The organism is Nostoc sp. DSM 114160 (genome assembly GCF_053470305.1).
On the sequence record NZ_JBPFGO010000001.1, the window covers coordinates 1,450,669 to 1,469,022 of the forward strand.

The following is an 18,354-nucleotide window of genomic DNA, read 5'->3' on the forward strand; positions in this document are numbered from 1 at the left end:
CATAGATTGCGATCGCATAACGAGTGTAGGCGATCGCAACCCAAATTACCCAAGCCCCTAGATTCATCCGGGGGCTTTCTGCTATTATTGTGAATTTATTTGCTGATACTGTTTATTGGCTGACAATTTAGAGTGATGTAAAAAAAGTCAAGTAGGGAAAGGCTCCTTTACTTCCACCTCTTTTTAACTCAGCCGCAACTGTTTCTTTAAGGCTTTTGGTACATTCACTGCTGTATCAAGTCCTTCCACATTTTCCCAGTTTGTATTTTCATCCCAGTCTATATCTCCTAACTTCTTCTGGCTGAGATTTGCACGGCTGAGGTTTGCGCCCCAGAGGTCTGCACCGCTAAGGTTTGCGCCTTTGAGATTTGCGCCTTCGAGGTTTGCGCGGGTGAGATTTGCGCGTTTGAGATTTGCGCCACTGAGGTCTGCGCGGCTGAGATTTACGTAGCTAAGGTCTGCACCGCTAAGATTTGCACCGCTGAGATTTGCGCCGCTGAGGTTTGCTTCGCCAAGTTCTGCACCTCTAAGGTTTGCTTTGCTAAGGTTTGCTTCGCCAAGAACTGCGAAGAAAAGGTTTGCACCAATGAGGGTTGCTCCGCTGAGGGTTGCTCCGCTGAGATTTGCTCCGCTGAGGTTTGCACCATAGAGGCTTGCAGCACTGAGGCTTGCGTCGCTGAGATTTGCTCCGCTGAGGTTTGCGAGGCCAAAGTATGCGCCACTAAGATTTGCTTCGCTAAGGTTTGCACGAATGAGGTTTGCACCAATGAAGGTTGCGCCGCTAAGGTTGGCGTCGCTGAGGAATTGCCCAACTACACTACTAAAAGTTCCAAGCTGAAAGCAATCACTGTAATTGATGACACGAGTTAATTGGTATTCTTCAAAATTGTCTGCACCAGTTTGACCAGACGGATAGAAAACAATTTCTTGTTTAAGATCATCTCGCCCTTTAGCATAACGGTGCAACTCCAAAAGCAAAATCATCACATTCAACCCAGCATAAATATCCACCTCACGCTGACCTAGCCCTTGAATCCCATACTGTTGCAACTGTTGTAGCTTTTTCTGAGGCAAAGTCTCTTTCGCAGAGTCAATAAACTTCCCTTTACACCAGTTATGGTAAAAATTGTCTAAGCGTTTAAATAATTGCTCCCAAGAGAAATCTTGTTTTTCAGTAAGCAGCCTCATTAAAGATTCCACAATTTCTGGTGTGAGTCTGCCAAAACCCAGCAAATCATAAATTTGCCAATTCATTTGGTCTTCGAGAATAACTAGTTGTTTTCCGTCTTCTGTTTCTTCGTATTGTGTCCACGCTTTCAGGTGTTCAGCGGCTTCCAAAACTGCCTTGCCAGTCTTAACTGTGGTGTTCAGATTCTCTTCTATTGAGAAGGATTCCTGAAACTTCTGCCAGGTTTGCGATAAACGCTTGTTCATTCACTGGGACTCGTGCAATTACTGATTATTTAGAGTTTAGTGTAAAATTTGGGGTTGATGGGTGTGGGAAGAATGACGTAGACGCGTAGCAGCTTTCCACAGACGACCACAGAGGCGCAGAGAACACGGAGGAAGAATAGAGGAAGAGGAAAGGGATCGCATCAAGCTTGGGTTTTACCTTTCTCTCATCTGCCTCATCTCAATTCAGTCCCAGTTCTTCCTTCAACTCCTCCGGTACATTAACTGCTGTCTCTAATCCCCGCACACCTTCCCACTGCTGCTTTTTACCCCAGATCATCTCTTCTAAATTGGCGTCGCTGAGGTCTGCACCACCCAGAATGGCATAACTGAGGTTGCTATGGCTGAGATCCGCGCCGTTGAGGATAGCACCACTGAGGTTACTGCCACTAAGGTTAGCATTGTTAAGGTTGGCATAGCTGAAGTCTGTGCCAAACAGGATGGCGTCGGTGAGGTCAGCACCACTGAGGTCAGCGTCGTTGAGAATCACGCCGCTAAGGTCAGCTTCGTTGAGAATCACCCGACTCAGGGTCTACACCGCTGAGGTCGGCACCTAAGAACATTGCACCGTTAAGTCTAGCATTGTTAAGTTTGGCACCATTAAGTTTGGCATAGCTGAGGTCTGCGGCAACCAGGATAGCGTTGCTGAGGTTGGTACTGAAAAGAATTGTGTCACTGAGGTTAGTACCGTTGAGGATGGCGTGACTCAAATCAGCACCACTGAGGTCGGCGCGGCAAAGGTCGGCATGGCTAAGGCTGACGCTATTAAGGTTGGCTTCACTCAGATTTGCACCGAAAAGGATGGCGTTACTTAGGTCAGCATGGCTGAGGTTAGTGCTGCTAAGGTCGGCGCGGTTGAGGTCGGCGCGGTTAAGGTCGGCGCGGCTAAGGTTGGTATTGCTAAGGTCGGCACGGTTGAGGTCGGCGCGGCTAAGATTGGCACAGCTAAGGTTAGCACCGCTGAAGTTGGTACTACTGAGGTCGGCACAGCTAAGGTTAGCACCAGTGAGGTTGGCACCGCTGAGGTTGGCATCGCCGAGGTTGGCACCGCTAAGGTTGGCACCGCTGAAGTTTACGCCAGTTAAGTTGGCATCGCCAAGATAAGCAAGGCTAAGGTCGGCACCGCTAAAGTCTGCCCCGGTAAGGTTGGCATCGCCGAGGTAAGCACCCCTAAAGTTGCCGCCTTTGAGGAATTGTCCAACTATACTGCTAAAGTTGCCAATTTCTAGGGCATCGCTATAATTGATAATCCGCAGCAGTTGGGATGTGAAAAAATTGTCTGTGTCCGGTTGGGCAGATGGGTAAAAGTTGATTTTTTGTTTGAGTTCATTTTGCCCTTGGGCGTAATGGTGTAACTCTAGTAATAAAATCAGTACGTTCAGCCCTGTATATATGTCTACCTGTCTCAATCCGATCGCAATATTTTGTGCCGCTAGCTTTAACTTTGTTTGCTGAGGCAGGTTATCATCTGGTGTGCCATCGATAAATTCTCCCTGACACCAGCGACGATAAAAATCTTCTAGCCGCCCAAAAAGTAATTCTGGACGAATTTTTTGACCAGTCACAACCAATTCCATTAGTTGCTTGACTATCTCAGGTTTCAGGGCAGCATTGCCCAATAAATCATAAATCTCTTCATGCATCTGGCGATCGCATACTTTAAAGCAAAACCCAGTAGATAAAGTGCCCAATGTGCGATCGTCTATCTGAGAAGTCAAACCGTTCTTTGGTACTGTCCATTTTTCTAAGCTTTTTTGCAGTCTTGCAGAGTATAAATATTCTTGCAAATTATCTTGAGCTAATCTAACGCTTTTGTCTGGTTCTTTAATATTTTTTCCTAGAGGTAAAACTGCTTCAGTTTCTAGGGATGTGGCCTTTGGCATCTCTTGTAACCTTGTACCCCTCACATAATTTCTCAGCAGCTGCCAAACTTGAGATAAATATGTTGACATTTTTGTTTCCGTTGTTACATTTAAATAACTGTTTTTGATAATCCTGAATTAAAAACTTTTCTATGCCAGTTGGTTTTGCATTCCCAATAATCAATAGTATAAATAAATACTATAGTAAAAAAATCATGAGTTGACGATATTTAGGGCAGGCTACTTCTGATGAATTTGCCAACGGCGTTTTTGGATGGCGGCTTTTTGCTTACCTGTAGTAGCCTTAAGCTTCTTCTCATAATGTAAATAAAGTGTTAACTTCAAAATTATTTACCAGCTCAACTAATTCTATGATTTAGCTAATTTGTGATACTTTTTATCCAAGAAATTTCTGAGTGTGATGTAAAAATCATACTTATTGTTTGTAGGAGATGCAATTGTTAGAAAAAATCCTACACTAAAACAGCACAACAAAGCTGAAAAATGGCAATTAAAATTTCAGATGAAAGTTTATTGCCTAATATAAAGCAGCTAAGATAAGCGCCATACGGCAGGCTATATGGCTTTGCAAAAGTTAAAAATTAACGAGAGATAGTTATCAGGTAATGAATGCGATGAACAGATTAACCTTTTATATGATTTTGTTACATAGTTTGTTTTTAGGGATAGCGACAGCTAGCGCTAAGTCACCGTTTGTTAACAATGTTGATACAGCCAAGCATATTGTTGGAGAAAATGTGGTAACAGTCAGCAGTGAAGATAAATCCAATAGTCAGTTATCGACAGAAACTTCTTCAACGAAAATCTCAAACTTATCATTAAATAATATTAATATTCCTCAGAAACAGAGGCTACCGTCAAATCAAGTTTGGGTAGTTAATCAAAATAAACCCGCACAGCCTCAACCGTTTATTTGGATAGTAAAAAACCTGAAACAAGCAGGTCAGCAACCATTTTTACAAGTCGCAAACCTCTCAGAGAAAGCAAATGCCAAGCCTAGTACTACCGCGAAACCAGCAGCAAAGGATGATTTAGAGCCATTTAACGAAGTAATTAAAAACACCCAAAAATCAGGGGGATTGTTCACCCTTTATCGTAATAAAGAAAAGAACAAGATTTATCTAGAAATTAAGCCAGAACAACTTAATAAAAATTACCTAGCTACGGCAACCCTGGAATCGGGTATTGGCGAACGGGGTATTTACAGTGGTATGCCTCTGCAAGATTTTTTATTTTATTTCAAACGGGTAGATGATAAATTACACTTTGTCATCCGCAATGTGAATTTTCGCACTCGTGAGGGAGATCCCCAAGTGCGATCGCTGACGCGATCGTTTAGTGATTCTGTTCTCTACACCATTCCCATTAAAAGCATTCATCCAGAACGCAAAACTATTCTCATTGACTTAGAAGATTTGTTACTCACAGACTTAGCTGGATTATCTGTAGGTTTAGGAGTTCCCAAAAGCACAAGCCAGTCCTATTTTGGTACTGCTAAAGCCTTTCCTCAAAACTTAGAAGTCGAATCAATTTTGAATTACTCTGATAGTGCTGAACCCAACAGTGAAGCGGCAAACTTTGGGTCGCTAGCTGACAACCGTGGCTTTACCCTGCGCGTTCACTACAGCCTTTCCCAACTACCCGATCTAGATTATCGACCGCGCCTTGCTGACGATCGCGTTGGCTATTTCATCACCGCCTATCAAGATTTATCCAAAGACGACGATCGCGGCGATTCTTTTGTCCGCTATATCAATCGCTGGCATTTAGAAAAACAAGACCCGAAAGCAGCCATTTCTCGTCCCAAAAAACCGATTGTCTTCTGGATTGATAACGCTGTACCCTTAGAATACCGCGATGCCATGAAAGAAGGCATTCTCATGTGGAACAAAGCCTTTCTCAAAGCTGGATTCAAGGATGCAATTGAAGTCCGCCAAATGCCAGATGATGCTACCTGGGACCCGGCAGATATTCGTTACAACACAATTCGCTGGATTAATACAGTTGATGGCTACTTTGCAATGGGGCCATCTCGCGTTAACCCATTGACAGGGGAAATTTTGGATGCAGATATTCTCGTAGATGCTAGCTTTATCCGGGCACTCAAGGGTGAATATCGCAAAATCGTCCAACCCAGCCAAACAGAAAATCGCACGACTTTATCAGCTTTGATGCAAAATCGTCTACTTTGCGCCAATGGTTTAGATGGGAAAAACAATGGTGTACCCCAGAAGATGCAAGGACAACAGGGGTTGTTGAATCGTCTATCGAAAATGGCAGGCGAGTACGATTTATGCTACGGCATGGAAGCTGCTAACCAGTTTGCCTTTGGTTCACTGGCAATGTCACTGCTGCCTGATACTATGGCGACTCCAGACAAGGTAAAAGAATATATTAATCAATATTTGCGTTTAATCATCGCTCACGAAGTTGGACATACCCTTGGTTTACGTCATAACTTCCGTGGTAGTACACTGCTACCCCCACAGGAGATGAATAATACCGAAATTACCAAAAATAAAGGCCTGACAACTTCTGTCATGGACTATATTCCTCCAAATATTGCCCCTCAAGGTACAAAACAAGGAGATTATTTTCCGAGTATGGTGGGGCCTTATGATGAATGGGCAATTAAGTACGGCTATACAACAATTCAGACATCAACTCCTATAGCAGAAAAGCCAATTTTGGAGGAAATTGCTGCACAATCTTATAAGCCAGAGTTGAGTTATTCCACAGATGAAGATGTATATGACCTTGACCCCACAGCTGATGCTTGGGATAACAGCAGTAATGTGCTGCTTTATTCTCAGTGGCAGTTGAATAATTCGCGGGTGATGTGGGAACGTCTGGATAAGCGTTTCCCAAAGGCTGGTGATAGTTACAGCGATGTCAGCGAACGTTTTAGTACAGTATTGGGTAACTATTTTCAGCAAATATATTACACTACAAAATATATTGGAGGACAATCTTTCTATCGCATTCACCCCAGCGAGATACCTGCCGAGAAAGTCTCTGGAGTTACCCAACACCGTTTACCATTTGTACCAGTACCCGTTGAAGAACAACGCCAAGCTTTAGAAACGCTACAAAAATATGTATTCGCAGAAGATGCTCTGAGTTTTTCACCAGAATTACTGAATAAATTAGCACCTTCTCGTTGGCGACATTGGGGTAGTTCTCCACAAGTTGGTCGTTTGGATTTTCCCATTCATGACTTGGTGCTACTGATGCAGGGTTCTGTGTTGCGAGATTTACTCTCAAGCGATCGCCTCTCTCGCCTCAAGGATATTGAACTCAAAACTCCCGAAGGAAAAGCACTCACTCTGCCAGAACTATTTGACACTTTACAATCAGATATTTGGACGGAAGTCATCAAACCAAAAGGTAAACCGATGAAGATTGCCAGTTTGCGGCGAGGTTTGCAGCGTCAGTATTTGGACATTTTGACTAGTATGGTACTGCGAAAAGAGAATGTTCCAGAAGATGCTCGCACTTTAGCCTGGTATAAACTCAAACAGCTTGATGAAAAACTTAAGGGGATTAATTCTGAGGATGAATATACCAAAGCGCACTTATTAGAAACGCGCGATCGCATCGAGAAAGTCTTGAATGCACCGTTACAAACAAATTAAAAAAGTTAGGAGTGAGGAGTTAATAGTAAAATTCCTCACTTTTCTTTTTTTCCTCTAATTTTGGCAAAATGTATTGATTATGCTGTGGGATAAAGGCTTTTTGCTTAAGTCTTATTGAATTTATAATTGAGGCGGCTATATTTTAAATTTCGAGAAGTCGAGCTAAGAGCAAAGTCAATCTATGTAAAACTTTATGTTCTTCTGAATAAATACGATTGTCTATTAAATTTATCATTAATATATTGAACAATTAGAGTTATATACAACCTAAAAAACAATGATTAATTTTATTATAAATGCCATTTTTCTGACTTTACAAATATTTATTTGGAGTATACCTTTTTTATTAGCTCTTGCTTTATTAACTCTACTAAACCTCAATCATTTTTTTGGATTTTGGTTACTATCGCCTTATGATTATCCCTTTAGTTATGTCATAGCCTTATTTATTTCACTAATTTCTAGTATAATTTTGCTTTGGATAATTAAAAATAATAATAAAGACTACAATCCGATAATCTTAGCTTTTTTTGTATTTATAGGCTGTATATCAATATTAAGTGTAAATACACAAATTGAATCATTTATTAGTGGTTTATTTTCCATGTTTATTGGTTTATTTATCTTGGTTACAGGTAATTTAAAAAATACAGTTGTTGCTGAAATAATTATTTGGATAGCAAACACAATTAACCTAGTTTTTGCAACTGTAGTTTTTTATACATTTCCTCTTATATTTGTTTTTCTTGGTTGTCTGTTCCAAGTTCGTAAACCAATTAGTAAAATCAAAAGATTACTTTATGCTACTCCTGCAATATTTATAATTATACTCATCTCTTTGGTAACATTTAAAGCTTCTGATTATAATCCCTCTCCTGGGTTAATTATTCCAAATCAATTAAGAAACTTTTGGGGAATGCAACAATTTCCTAATAAATATCAAGAGGGAATAGAAAAAATTAAATCTTGTTCTGAAATCGTATCTCTAATTGGAGAAATTCAAAATGTTGGATTAGCTGAAGGAAAAAATTACTGGAGCATGGATTTAGATGGCGATGATTGGGCAGTAATAAGTCTAGAAATAGTAGGTACAAAAGGAACTGCTATAATAAAAGGCTGCGCTCATGACCAGTTTTGCTACTATCGTATATATGAAGACCATTCAAAAAATGATGATAAAAAACTATATTATGGTCAATGTTTAGATTAATATAAATATCATCGTAAGAGTATGTTTGAAAAGTTATGATTGATTATCAAATATTTTTTACCCCACCCTAACCCTCCCCTTATAAAGGGGAGGGAACCGGATTTTCTTGTTTCCCCTCAATACATCAGGGGGATTAAGGGGGGTAATAATTTGATTAAAATCACAATATACGACTTTTCAAATAACCTCTAAGCATAAATATCAAATATCATTGATGTCTATCAATGCGATGTATAAAAACTCACAATGAGGCAGCAGATGAGAATTTTCTTCCTGCTACCTCTGCATTATCCTAACTACTCAATGCTTTTAAAAATCGTTGCAAACTCTTAAACACACTGGGCTTTCTCGCAGGTGTCGCGTCTGTTGTTGTTTGCGGTTGTCCTTTTAAAACAATGAGATCCAAATCATCACCAGATGGTTTTGTGGGTAATTCGGCAATTCTTTGATATTCGCCGCCGGTTTCCAGCCAAACTTCCCACTGTCCCCCCCCTGGGTAGCAGCGATATAGGGCACTTCGATCGTCTATGGGGCGCACGTAATAGGCAGATTCAATAGTACTGATAAAGCGATCGCGGATTTTTCTCGCTGTATAACCAATACCCACAGTTCCAGAATCTTCTAAACGAGGATTTAACAAAACTAAAGGGCGATCGCCTATTACTTCACACAGCTTTTCCAACTGCGGCACTTCTACCGATGTGGGGGCGATGAATAAGAAAATTTCATCCTCTGGCTGAATTTTTGTCTGCAAAGAAGCAGCCCTACCCGTACCAATATCCAAAATTTGAAATGGCGCATCTACCCAATCACGTCGGGCTAGGGCCGCAGCCCCAGCGTCAGCAAAGAAAATCTTCAAACGGGAATCATAATCTGTAAACGCCGGCAGAAATTCTTCCGCTATCGGCATAAACTTCAGTTCTGGGAACAGGAACTCAACTTGTAAGCGAGTACAGCCATCTGCAAGGGCAGCTTGAACGGCTGTGCGAGATTGGGCGATCGCATCTTCAAGACTATTTGGAAGTTCACTCATAATTTGCATGGTTCTGTAGTGTCTATTCCCATTGTTTCAGTATTGGCTCTTAATTAGGACTTACGCAGATGAGATTGCCCAATCCCCTTAAAACGTAGGACTGTTTCACTTGAGTATTCCCCTAATAATATAAATCCTCAAATATTTCCATTAAACTCAGTCGCCAGCAGGAGGATACTTAGCTCAATATTTTTTATACTCACAAATAAACCTTATAAACAACTTAGGAACAGCGTATGCCTCTTCATAAACTTGAACGCTTTGACCCAAATTATCGAGATACTTTTGGCGGAGACGATCTCAAAGCGTTGGATCTTTATACTGAGGGTGGGGACAGAGTTGGCTCAGTTGCTGACGTTTTAGTTGATGATGATGGTCATTTTCGCTATTTAATTATTGATGTCAGCTTAGATTTTGTTAACAAGAAAATCTTACTACCAACTGGTCTTTGCCGGATCAGTTATCTAGAAAGGCGCGTCTATGTTGATGGGTTAAGCAGACAGCAAATAGAAGGTTTACCCGATCATACAGAAGATGCGATCGTTAATAATGATTACGAAGAAAAGGTACGTAGTGTATTTCGTTCTCCAACTAGCGGTGTGACTTCCGATCGCGATACATACAATTACCAAGAAAATCCCAATTTATATGGATTGAATGAGCAATCTCATCAAACTTTTAAACTCTATGAAGAACGATTAATTGCCAATAAACAGCGCATCAAAACCGGAGAAGTCACGGTTGGTAAGCATATTGAAACAGAAACTGTAAGCGTTACAGTACCCGTTCAAAAAGAACGAGTTTTGATTGAGCGAATTACGCCAACAGAAGCAGGAAAGGTTGTAAATCCCAATGAACTTAAGTTTCAAGAAGGAGAAGTAGCACGCATAGAAGTGTACGAAGAAACGCCTGAGATACAGAAAGAAGCGTTTGTGCGTGAAGAAGTCCGGGTGAAAAAAATAGTAGAACAGGACATTGTGGAAGCACAAGACACTATTCGTCGAGAAGAATTAGATGTTGATACTGCGGGTAATTTAGATGTGCAATAATTTGGTGTTACTGCATATAAAGCTATTTAATTAGCTGGTTGATAAATTTGTTTGATAGATTTATCTAAAAATTATCATACAGGCAAAGTTAATTTGATCTCTGCCTGTATTTTTTATTCAATAACAAGATTTTCAAGTTTCTAAAAAGTAAGTAATCTTAACATTCAAAAAATTATATCTTGAGAAACCATCTATAGATCCAAGGATACAAGATACAAAATACAAAACTTTGCATTAAAAATCTTAATATATCTGGTGAATCCCGCGTACTAAAGCTAGACATATCTTTACAACAGTCAAGTGAGATGCTCCTAATTTCATGTCTCTAGTTAGCCATATCGCCCAAAATTATCTATAACTTTCGATTATTTAACTCTGGAAATAATTCATTCGGCAGAAGGATGTACAAAAATAAATCAATGTCTACTTTAGTTATTAAGAGATTGACAAAAAATATTTGAGGTTAAAAATAATGGTTCTTTACAAATTAGAAGATTTTGAGCCTAGCTATCAAGAGAGTTTTGATGGTCATGACATTAAAGGGCAGGGTGTCTATACACAGGGAACTGATGAAAAAGTTGGTACTGTTAGCGATATTTTAGTTGATGAAGAAGGTCATTTTCGCTATCTAGTTGTTGACTTAGGCTTCTGGATTTTTGGTAAAAAAGTATTACTACCAATCGGCCGCGCTCGTATCGACTATAATACCGATCGCGTTTACACAATTGGTTTGACTAGAGAGCAAGCTGAAGATTTGCCTGAGTTCGATGAACGTCAAACCCTTGATTACGACTATGAAGAACGGGTGCGTGGGGTATATCGCCAACCCACAGACTACAACAACCTTCCTGTAGAAGCTGCAACACCATTAGATCCTTCAGCAGGATTAGATCCTTTAGGAACGCCTGTAGCACCATTGGGTACAACTCCCACTTACGCCCGTGATAGCTACACTTACGAAAATGAGCCTGCTTTATACGGTTTAAACGAGCAAGATCATCAAACTCTGAGATTGTATGAAGAACGGTTGATTGCCAGCAAACGACGCCAAAAAACTGGAGAAGTAACGATTGGCAAGCATGTTGAAACTGATACCGCACGGGTTGCAGTGCCAGTAGAAAGAGAACGAGTCGTGATTGAACGTGTAACTCCAGCAGATGCGGGTACGCCTGTTTCTGGGCGTGAAGCAGACTTCCGTGAAGGCGAAGTTGCTCGCATAGAAATCCATGAAGAAACTCCTGATATTCGCAAAGAAGCATTTCTGCGTGAAGAAGTCAGAGTTAGAAAAGTGGTCGATCAAGACACAGTTGAAACTCAAGAAACTGTGCGTCGTGAAGAGTTAGATGTGAATTCTGGTAATCTTCCCATTGAAGAACGCTAACTATACATAGTCATTAGTTATTAGCTAATGACTAATAATTAATTCTATACAGTACAGGTGAAGCAGTTGAATTAGCTTTACCTGTCCTTACGCTGATACCACTTACAATACTTTTCGGATAAACCCAACAATCTCTCTTTTGGTCTGGGGAAAGGGGTAAAGGTAAATTAAAATCGTTACCCTTTCCCCTTTCTCGCTGAAGCAAAAAGTATCGATCTCACTGAGGATTTTTGATTGCAAATATTACTCTGGATATGAGTTGGATAAATCCATTGAGTGCAAATACCTTCTAAATGGTATCCAGATGATTAATACATTTAATTTAGCTAAGTAGAAAGCAGTTAGTAAACTTTCCAGATGAATAGCCAAACTATGGCAAAAAACACATTACAGGCAAAGGGTAATTCTCGCACTATCTCCTCGCTGGTAGATTTAAGAAAGAAGGTGAACAATTTTGCTGTATTTGATAATCAAGGTCAGCTAGTAGGAGTAGTTCATGATTTAATTGTGGATGCTAATCGTCGGCTAAACCTCGTAATATCGAACCAGGCTAATCAAAAAACTGCTGAATCTAGCCAGCAGTTAGTTGATAAACATCCTTCTCTATTTCAGTTGCAGAGCCAGAGAATCAAAAAAATAGACAAGCCGACTCAATCTGTTTTCATCGACTTAAACAAATCAGAAATTGAATATATGCCTGAATATTTAGAATCAGAAACACCAGGCGATTTTAACTCAACTGAGCAAGTAGCTAACAATCAAACTACAAATAGCTCAGTTGAGTCATTAAATAATTTAGAACAGATTCCTGAAGAACAGATTATTCGTCTACTAGAAGAACGACTAGTTGTTGAAAGCAGTAAGCGTAAAGTTGGTGAGGTAATTGTTCGCAAAGTCATTGAAACTCGGATGGTACAAGTTCCTGTCTGGCGTGAAAAGCTGATTGTGGAACAAATTAGCCCAGAACACAAACAACTCGCAGAAATTGATTTAGGACAAGAAGAAATTTCTGGCGTTGATTTGACCGAAGTAGAAAGACTTGAAGTTACACATGACAGCGGTTTAACGGTAAGCGGCGAGTTTAGCTCACCTAAAATTGCTAATTTATTATTGAATGCGATCGCACTAGAGCGAAATCACGGCTGCAAGCAGGTGCGTGTTACCATTGCTGTTGAAGATGAGTTGCACCAGAAAAAATACCAGGAGTGGTTTGACCGCTGTTCTAAAGGTCAATCACTAAAGCCATAACAACAAGTTTTTAACAAGTTTCTAGCAGATAAAGATAGTAGGGTGGGCATTGCACACCCTATTTTTTTGCTGATTTAAGAAAAGAAAGCTAAATTTCTACTGCCTAATTGTCTAGAGTGAATGTCTCTAATGCAACTTAATTTACAATACTAAGTAGTTGGCGTTCTTTTGGCTACTTGCAATGAAATTTCGACTGAAGAGACTTTCACCCAAGAAACGACAGCGTTCGATCCCACCGATTAAGATTCAAGTTCAAGATGGAAAATTTGAAATTATAGGTATGGGTGCATGGCATTCCTACTGGCGCGATCCTTATCATCTGCTGTTGACGATTCCTTGGATTGGCTTTCTGCTGCTGATTTGTACTTTCTATATAACGATTAATGCTCTATTTGCCCTAGCTTACTCGATCGGAGGAGATTGTATTGCCAACGCCCAACCTGGCTCTTTTTTAGATTTATTTTTCTTTAGCGTCCAAACCCTAGCATCTATTGGCTATGGGGCAATGTATCCGAAAACAACTTACGCCAACATTATTGTCACGATTGAAGCAATGATCGGTTTGGTGGGAATTGCTGTGATGACAGGACTAGCGTTTGCTCGGTTCTCTCGACCTACAGCCCGTGTACTTTTTAGCCGTGTTGCTGTCATTACACCTCATAATGCGATGCCGACTCTGATATTTCGCAGCGCTAATAAGCGTCGCAATACGATTCTGGAAGCGCAGATGCGAGTCTACTTGATGCGCGACGAAATAACCCTAGAAGGACAGTTCATACGTCGGTTCCACGATCTTAAACTGGTGAGGAACCAAACACCTAGCTTCACGTTAAGCTGGTCAGTGATGCATGTCATTGATGAGTTTAGTCCTTTGTATGGGATGACACCAGAATCGTTAACCCAGACAAATACTATGCTGATTGTCTCTTTGAGTGGCATTGATGAAACGGTTGTCCAGGTTGTTCATGCCCGTCATAGCTATAGTGCTAATGAGATTTTGTGGAACAATCAATTTGTCGATATCATTTACCACACACCCGATGGAAATCGCTACATTGATTACAACCGCTTCCACGATGTTTTACCTTTAGACTGAAGGGGTGAAATTTCTGAAAGTTACTCGAAAGTTTGATTGAGTGGTGGTTGTAAGGATTTAACGACCACTCGACCATTTTCAATTACAGTGCAACTTTTAACCGCACTCTTACTGTGGTTAACTGGCACATCCTGGCACTGCTTTTGGTGGGCGATATTTTGCTCTTGTTGTTGGTTGAGGACGACAACACAACAGGGGCAGGAAGCAAAGGACATATAACTTAATTTTGATCTCTATATCTATTATCGCGCTACTGATGCTGTTTGAGTGAAAAATTTGCTACTCATGTATTTTGATCGTTCAAAGCTCCGTCAAATTTCTCGTAAGTACTTGCTTTATTGTGCTTATAGCCTGTTTGATATATCTAAACCAATTCAACAGGAAAGCGGTTATAGATCCCGCCCCGCTTTCCTCCCTGCCCAAAGTTGTTTGCCAGGGTTAGATAGTGGGTTTTTCTAATGAAAAAATTTTTGAGATATCTGGGTTTAGGTTTTCTATCTACGTTCTTGACTGCTACTCCCGGATTGGGGGCTGAACGCATTAGCTTTTATTATCCTCCCTTCGGCGAATTTTATTTATCGGTGGACTCGCTGGAAACCTTTGCTAAAGAGGGCAAAATCGATCAGGATTTGTCCTTTTATGCTAGCCGTGCGACTCCTGAACAACTCGCCCAACTGCGGGATTTACTCCAGCAACGCTTTAATCTCACTCCTACACTAGTATCTCAAGTTACCTACTCACCGATAGGAGAACAGTTGGTGCAACAACTGGGAAAATTACTGCTCACTGAGTCTCGAAAGAATGGCTTCTATGCCATACGTGCCTCTTTAATTTTGTCTGCTGCCGATCGACAAGAGGGGTTAACGGTTGTGAATTTACTGCGGAAATTTCCTAGCGATACTATCCGGGTGAATTTCACAGAGGGATTAAGGATAGTCGATGACTTGTCGCAATTGATTAAAAAAAAGGATGAAGTTTTTGCCTCTCTGCAAAAAGAAGCGATCGCTCAAGCAGCCACTTCCAAAATTGATTTCTCCCAAAAACCAGATTTGCGATCGCCAGGAAAATTCACCTGGCAGAAAAAAAGCCTGGAGTTAAATGACATTTCTCGCTCGCGCCGTCTACCCGTAGATATCTATCTGCCGTCAGCAGGTTCACAAAAAGCTGGAGAATTATTCTCTCCTCCCTTCCCTTTGATTGTAATTTCTCATGGACTGGCTTCAGATCGCTCTACCTTTGTCTATCTAGCTGAACATCTAGCATCCTATGGTTTTGCTGTTGCTGTACTGGAACACCCTGGTAGTAATGCCGAACGCTTTCAACAATATTTTGCGGGTTTGGCAGGGCCGCCAGATGCAGCAGAATTTGTCAACCGACCTTTGGATATCAAATATCTACTCAATGAACTCCAGCGTCTAGATAAATCCGATCCCACCCTCCAAGGAAAACTTAATTTTCAGCAAGTTGGGGCGATCGGTCAGTCCTTTGGTGGTTATACTGTTTTGACTTTAGCAGGAGCCGATATTAACTTTAGCCAACTGAGGCAAGATTGTAATCCCGATAATTCATCCTTTAATTTATCACTGTTTTTGCAGTGTCAAGCAAACGATTTACCTCCAAAGAATTACGAACTCAAAGACGATCGCATCAAGGCCATCATTGCGATTAATCCCATTGACAGCTCAGTTTTAGGTCAGGGGCAAATCAGTCAAATTAAAATTCCCGTCATGCTGGTAGCAGGTAGTCAAGATGTTTTCGCACCACCCGTATCTGAACAAATTCGCCCCTTTACCTGGCTTTCTGACTCCAATAAGTACCTGGCTTTGATTGAAAATGCCACCCACTTTTCAGCGATCGCCGAACCGACTTCTCAAAACAATGTCTTACCTGTACCACCTGCTTTACTGGGCCCCGATCGTGCGGCTGTTTTTTCCTATCTCAACGCCCTTAGCGTCGCTTTTTTAGAAACCCATCTCCTTAACCGCCCTGAATACCGTTCCTATTTGCAGCCTTCCTATGCCACATTTATCAGCAAAGAGCCGCTTAATCTTAGTATTTTACAGTCGTTGTCGGTAGCTCAGTTCGATCGAGTTTGGAGTGGGCCAACTCCCCAGTCCCAGCAAACCATCAAATCCTCAACCTACTTCCACCCCTTATCAACCTTTGAGGCAATGAAACAGCCCTGCCCTTCAAAAGGGGGACTTTGATTCTAGTTCCCCCTTTTTTAAGGGGGGTTAGGGGGGATCTAAAACCGTGCAAGAGGTCTAATGCATAAATCCTGAGTGATTCTTAATGGCGTGGAATACAAGAAAAAGCCTACAAATCTGTTAGCAACCTTGCTTTTCTCAAAATAAATGTCATTACGGTTTCTTTTTTGGAAATGATATCAGCTGTAACTTCCATCCCCGGTTGAATGGGATAGGATTTATCGCCCTTTTTTAAATAAGGTCTCTCTGCCTCAATTGTCACCTCATAGTAAGGCGCAATTGGATTGCCGTTAACTTGAGATGTAATAGCGTCGGCGGTTATAGCTCTAACAGCTCCTTTGAGGATGCCGTAATCTGGGTACGGATAGGCAGAAAACCGCATTTGTACTTCCCCTTGTGAACATTTCGTTACTTGTACGACTTTACACACCTGTACTTTGCTAATATCAGAAGCAGCAACACGGGCTTTGATGACCAGAGGTGCTTTACTAGGAGCAATTTGAGCGATCGCATCCCCAGCACGAACAACTTGCCCAGGATTCCTTAATTCTAGTTTTAGGATAGTACCTGCCTCTGAAGCCTGAATTACAGTTTTTTGCAGTTCTGTTGAGAGTTGTTTTAGCTCTTCTTGAGCGCTGCTGATTTGATTTTGAATTTCTACTTGACGCCCAATCAGTTCTTGTCTTTCTTTGTTCAATGCCGCAAGCATAGACTCACCCTTTGCCCGTTCTTGGGCAATGCGTTCTTGGGCGATCTCCACATTTGCGCTAGTGGGATTGAGTCCAGTTTTGATCCGTTCTAATCTGGCAAGTGCAGCTTTGAAAGCTTGTTCTTTTTCCTTAATCTGTAAAGCTGCGATCGCTCCAGTCTCTGCTAACTGCTGATATCGCTTCAGTTCTTCCCTTGCTAACTCTACAGAGGCTTCTACTTCATCCACTTCTGCCTTAGTGGTAATTCGCTTGTCTCCATAATCCCGTTGATTACGACTAAGATCGGCTTGTGCGGAGATAATCGCCTGTCCCATCGATTTGGATTCAGCTGTGATTTGAGTCTGTAGCGCTCTTAGTTGTGCATCGATTTGCGTTCTTTGTAAATGATTCTGCCGGATATTTCCAGCAATTTGGCTTTTTTTACTTTGTAATTGTGTGTCGTAGAGCAGTGCAATCTCATCTCCCCTTTTCACAACTTGATTTTCTTTCACCCTAATGCTTCTAACCGTGCCTTCTGCTGCTGCTTGCACTAACCGTATTTCTCCCGTGGGACGGACAGTACCATCTGCTCTCACGACTATGTTGTATTGAATGACACTTGCAAGTCCGAAGGCAGCGCCAACACTTCCAATTAAAAATATCCCTCCCAGCCTTGTCCAACTGCTAATCGGAGGAAGATATTCGTCGCTTTCAACTGGGCGGAGAAAGTCCGGTTGGGGGTCAATAAGCATATACGTTAAAAAATATTTTGGTTGTGCAAAGAATTTAGCAAATAGCTAGCTAGTCTAAGAAGGTGATAGTTATGAACTTCGTACACTACCAAGTATGAAAATGCAAAGCGACATTACATCTATATATATAGATATTTATTGAACAAGCATTTTCAACTTAGGAGCCTCTTTTATCACTCTGAGAGGTTGTTTGAAAAGTATTAGTGCTAACATCTAAGCCCCATAAATCTAACGTCTTTATCTCCCTTTTTTAGAAGAAAAGGGAGGATTTCAAAGCCTCTCGACCTTTTGGGAGAGGTTTGTAAAGGGTTTTCTAGTATACTTTGCAACTTTTCAAACATCCTCTGAAAGCTTAGTCTTCTTATCCTCTTCCCTTGGGAGAAGATAAGCCGCTTGTCTTAGAGGTTTTTCCATCAGCAATAGCTAAAAACCGATCCATAGCCTAAGTCTATATAACAATTAGTGGCTTTTAGTAAAAAGACCAAATCTTTATAATTTTCTTCTAAAATTTTACCTTTTCTTTATTTACTTGCAAAAATTTCTATAATAGAGAGAAAAATTTTTCTTTTATTTTCTAATTAATAAGTAGTTAAGCTAGTTTAAAAGCATTGTTATTACAATCTTTTATGCTATTTTCAATAGACTCTGTATAAGCAAAGTACAAAAAAAAGAATACTTGCGTGATAATACGTGATACAAAAAATTAAGTAAAATTTTTA

11 protein-coding genes and 1 pseudogene are annotated in these 18,354 nt (G+C 40.8%); 7 read left to right on the top strand and 5 right to left on the bottom strand.

Annotated elements, in window-relative coordinates; genetic code table 11:
• Window positions 1-183: 183 nt before the first annotated feature.
• Together NSTCB13_RS06945 and NSTCB13_RS06950 are read right to left on the bottom strand one after the other, a co-directional pair.
• A complete protein-coding gene (locus tag NSTCB13_RS06945) occupies window positions 184-1,434 on the bottom strand; it encodes a pentapeptide repeat-containing protein (RefSeq protein WP_448271764.1) in 1,251 nt (416 codons plus the stop codon).
• Window positions 1,435-1,633: 199 nt separating this feature from the next.
• A pseudogene (locus tag NSTCB13_RS06950) lies at window positions 1,634-3,404 on the bottom strand (pentapeptide repeat-containing protein).
• A 545-nt stretch (window positions 3,405-3,949) separates the two neighbouring features.
• Here NSTCB13_RS06950 and NSTCB13_RS06955 point away from each other — a divergent pair.
• Both NSTCB13_RS06955 and NSTCB13_RS06960 read left to right on the top strand, forming a co-directional pair.
• Window positions 3,950-6,970, top strand: a complete 3,021-nt coding sequence (locus NSTCB13_RS06955) for a zinc-dependent metalloprotease (RefSeq protein WP_448271766.1) — start codon at window positions 3,950-3,952, stop codon at window positions 6,968-6,970.
• 277 nt (window positions 6,971-7,247) lie between these two features.
• Window positions 7,248-8,180, top strand: a complete 933-nt coding sequence (locus tag NSTCB13_RS06960) for a hypothetical protein (protein WP_448271767.1) — start codon at window positions 7,248-7,250, stop codon at window positions 8,178-8,180.
• Window positions 8,181-8,472: 292 nt separating this feature from the next.
• Here the strand turns inward: NSTCB13_RS06960 and NSTCB13_RS06965 are convergent, their stop codons facing one another.
• Window positions 8,473-9,213: a DUF1995 family protein gene (locus NSTCB13_RS06965; RefSeq protein WP_448271768.1), complete on the bottom strand. Its 741-nt coding sequence runs from the start codon at window positions 9,211-9,213 to the stop codon at window positions 8,473-8,475.
• 236 nt (window positions 9,214-9,449) lie between these two features.
• On the opposite strand from NSTCB13_RS06965, the gene NSTCB13_RS06970 reads away from it, so the two are divergent.
• From NSTCB13_RS06970 to NSTCB13_RS06985, 4 genes are all read left to right on the top strand, one after another.
• Entirely contained in the window at window positions 9,450-10,262 is an 813-nt protein-coding gene (locus tag NSTCB13_RS06970; RefSeq protein ID WP_445628897.1) for a DUF2382 domain-containing protein, read from the top strand.
• Between the two features lie 472 nt (window positions 10,263-10,734).
• Window positions 10,735-11,643: a DUF2382 domain-containing protein gene (locus NSTCB13_RS06975; RefSeq protein ID WP_445628898.1), complete on the top strand. Its 909-nt coding sequence runs from the start codon at window positions 10,735-10,737 to the stop codon at window positions 11,641-11,643.
• Window positions 11,644-12,015: 372 nt separating this feature from the next.
• Window positions 12,016-12,891, top strand: a complete 876-nt coding sequence (locus NSTCB13_RS06980; protein ID WP_448271769.1) for a YsnF/AvaK domain-containing protein — start codon at window positions 12,016-12,018, stop codon at window positions 12,889-12,891.
• A gap of 181 nt (window positions 12,892-13,072) precedes the next feature.
• The gene (locus tag NSTCB13_RS06985; protein ID WP_448271770.1) at window positions 13,073-13,987 is read left to right on the top strand and encodes an ion channel; all 915 of its coding nucleotides are present in this window, start codon (window positions 13,073-13,075) and stop codon (window positions 13,985-13,987) included.
• Between the two features lie 20 nt (window positions 13,988-14,007).
• Here the strand turns inward: NSTCB13_RS06985 and NSTCB13_RS06990 are convergent, their stop codons facing one another.
• A complete protein-coding gene (locus tag NSTCB13_RS06990) occupies window positions 14,008-14,202 on the bottom strand; it encodes a hypothetical protein (RefSeq protein ID WP_445628901.1) in 195 nt (64 codons plus the stop codon).
• Between the two features lie 243 nt (window positions 14,203-14,445).
• On the opposite strand from NSTCB13_RS06990, the gene NSTCB13_RS06995 reads away from it, so the two are divergent.
• Window positions 14,446-16,194: an alpha/beta hydrolase gene (locus NSTCB13_RS06995; protein ID WP_448271771.1), complete on the top strand. Its 1,749-nt coding sequence runs from the start codon at window positions 14,446-14,448 to the stop codon at window positions 16,192-16,194.
• A gap of 109 nt (window positions 16,195-16,303) precedes the next feature.
• Here the strand turns inward: NSTCB13_RS06995 and NSTCB13_RS07000 are convergent, their stop codons facing one another.
• The gene (locus tag NSTCB13_RS07000) at window positions 16,304-17,635 is read right to left on the bottom strand and encodes an HlyD family efflux transporter periplasmic adaptor subunit (RefSeq protein ID WP_448271772.1); all 1,332 of its coding nucleotides are present in this window, start codon (window positions 17,633-17,635) and stop codon (window positions 16,304-16,306) included.
• Between the last annotated feature and the right edge of the window lie 719 nt (window positions 17,636-18,354).

What these genes read in the sequence shown, in the direction of transcription:
- NSTCB13_RS06975 (WP_445628898.1), top strand. Translation starts at nt 10,735, where the DNA reads ATGGTTCTTTACAAATTAGAAGATTTTGAGCCTAGCTATCAAGAGAGT.
- NSTCB13_RS06955 (WP_448271766.1), top strand. Translation starts at nt 3,950, where the DNA reads ATGAACAGATTAACCTTTTATATGATTTTGTTACATAGTTTGTTTTTA.
- NSTCB13_RS06980 (WP_448271769.1), top strand. Translation starts at nt 12,016, where the DNA reads ATGGCAAAAAACACATTACAGGCAAAGGGTAATTCTCGCACTATCTCC.
- NSTCB13_RS06945 (WP_448271764.1), bottom strand. Translation starts at nt 1,434, where the DNA reads ATGAACAAGCGTTTATCGCAAACCTGGCAGAAGTTTCAGGAATCCTTC.
- NSTCB13_RS06985 (WP_448271770.1), top strand. Translation starts at nt 13,073, where the DNA reads ATGAAATTTCGACTGAAGAGACTTTCACCCAAGAAACGACAGCGTTCG.
- NSTCB13_RS06970 (WP_445628897.1), top strand. Translation starts at nt 9,450, where the DNA reads ATGCCTCTTCATAAACTTGAACGCTTTGACCCAAATTATCGAGATACT.
- NSTCB13_RS06995 (WP_448271771.1), top strand. Translation starts at nt 14,446, where the DNA reads ATGAAAAAATTTTTGAGATATCTGGGTTTAGGTTTTCTATCTACGTTC.
- NSTCB13_RS06960 (WP_448271767.1), top strand. Translation starts at nt 7,248, where the DNA reads ATGATTAATTTTATTATAAATGCCATTTTTCTGACTTTACAAATATTT.
- NSTCB13_RS06965 (WP_448271768.1), bottom strand. Translation starts at nt 9,213, where the DNA reads ATGAGTGAACTTCCAAATAGTCTTGAAGATGCGATCGCCCAATCTCGC.
- NSTCB13_RS06990 (WP_445628901.1), bottom strand. Translation starts at nt 14,202, where the DNA reads ATGTCCTTTGCTTCCTGCCCCTGTTGTGTTGTCGTCCTCAACCAACAA.
- NSTCB13_RS07000 (WP_448271772.1), bottom strand. Translation starts at nt 17,635, where the DNA reads ATGCTTATTGACCCCCAACCGGACTTTCTCCGCCCAGTTGAAAGCGAC.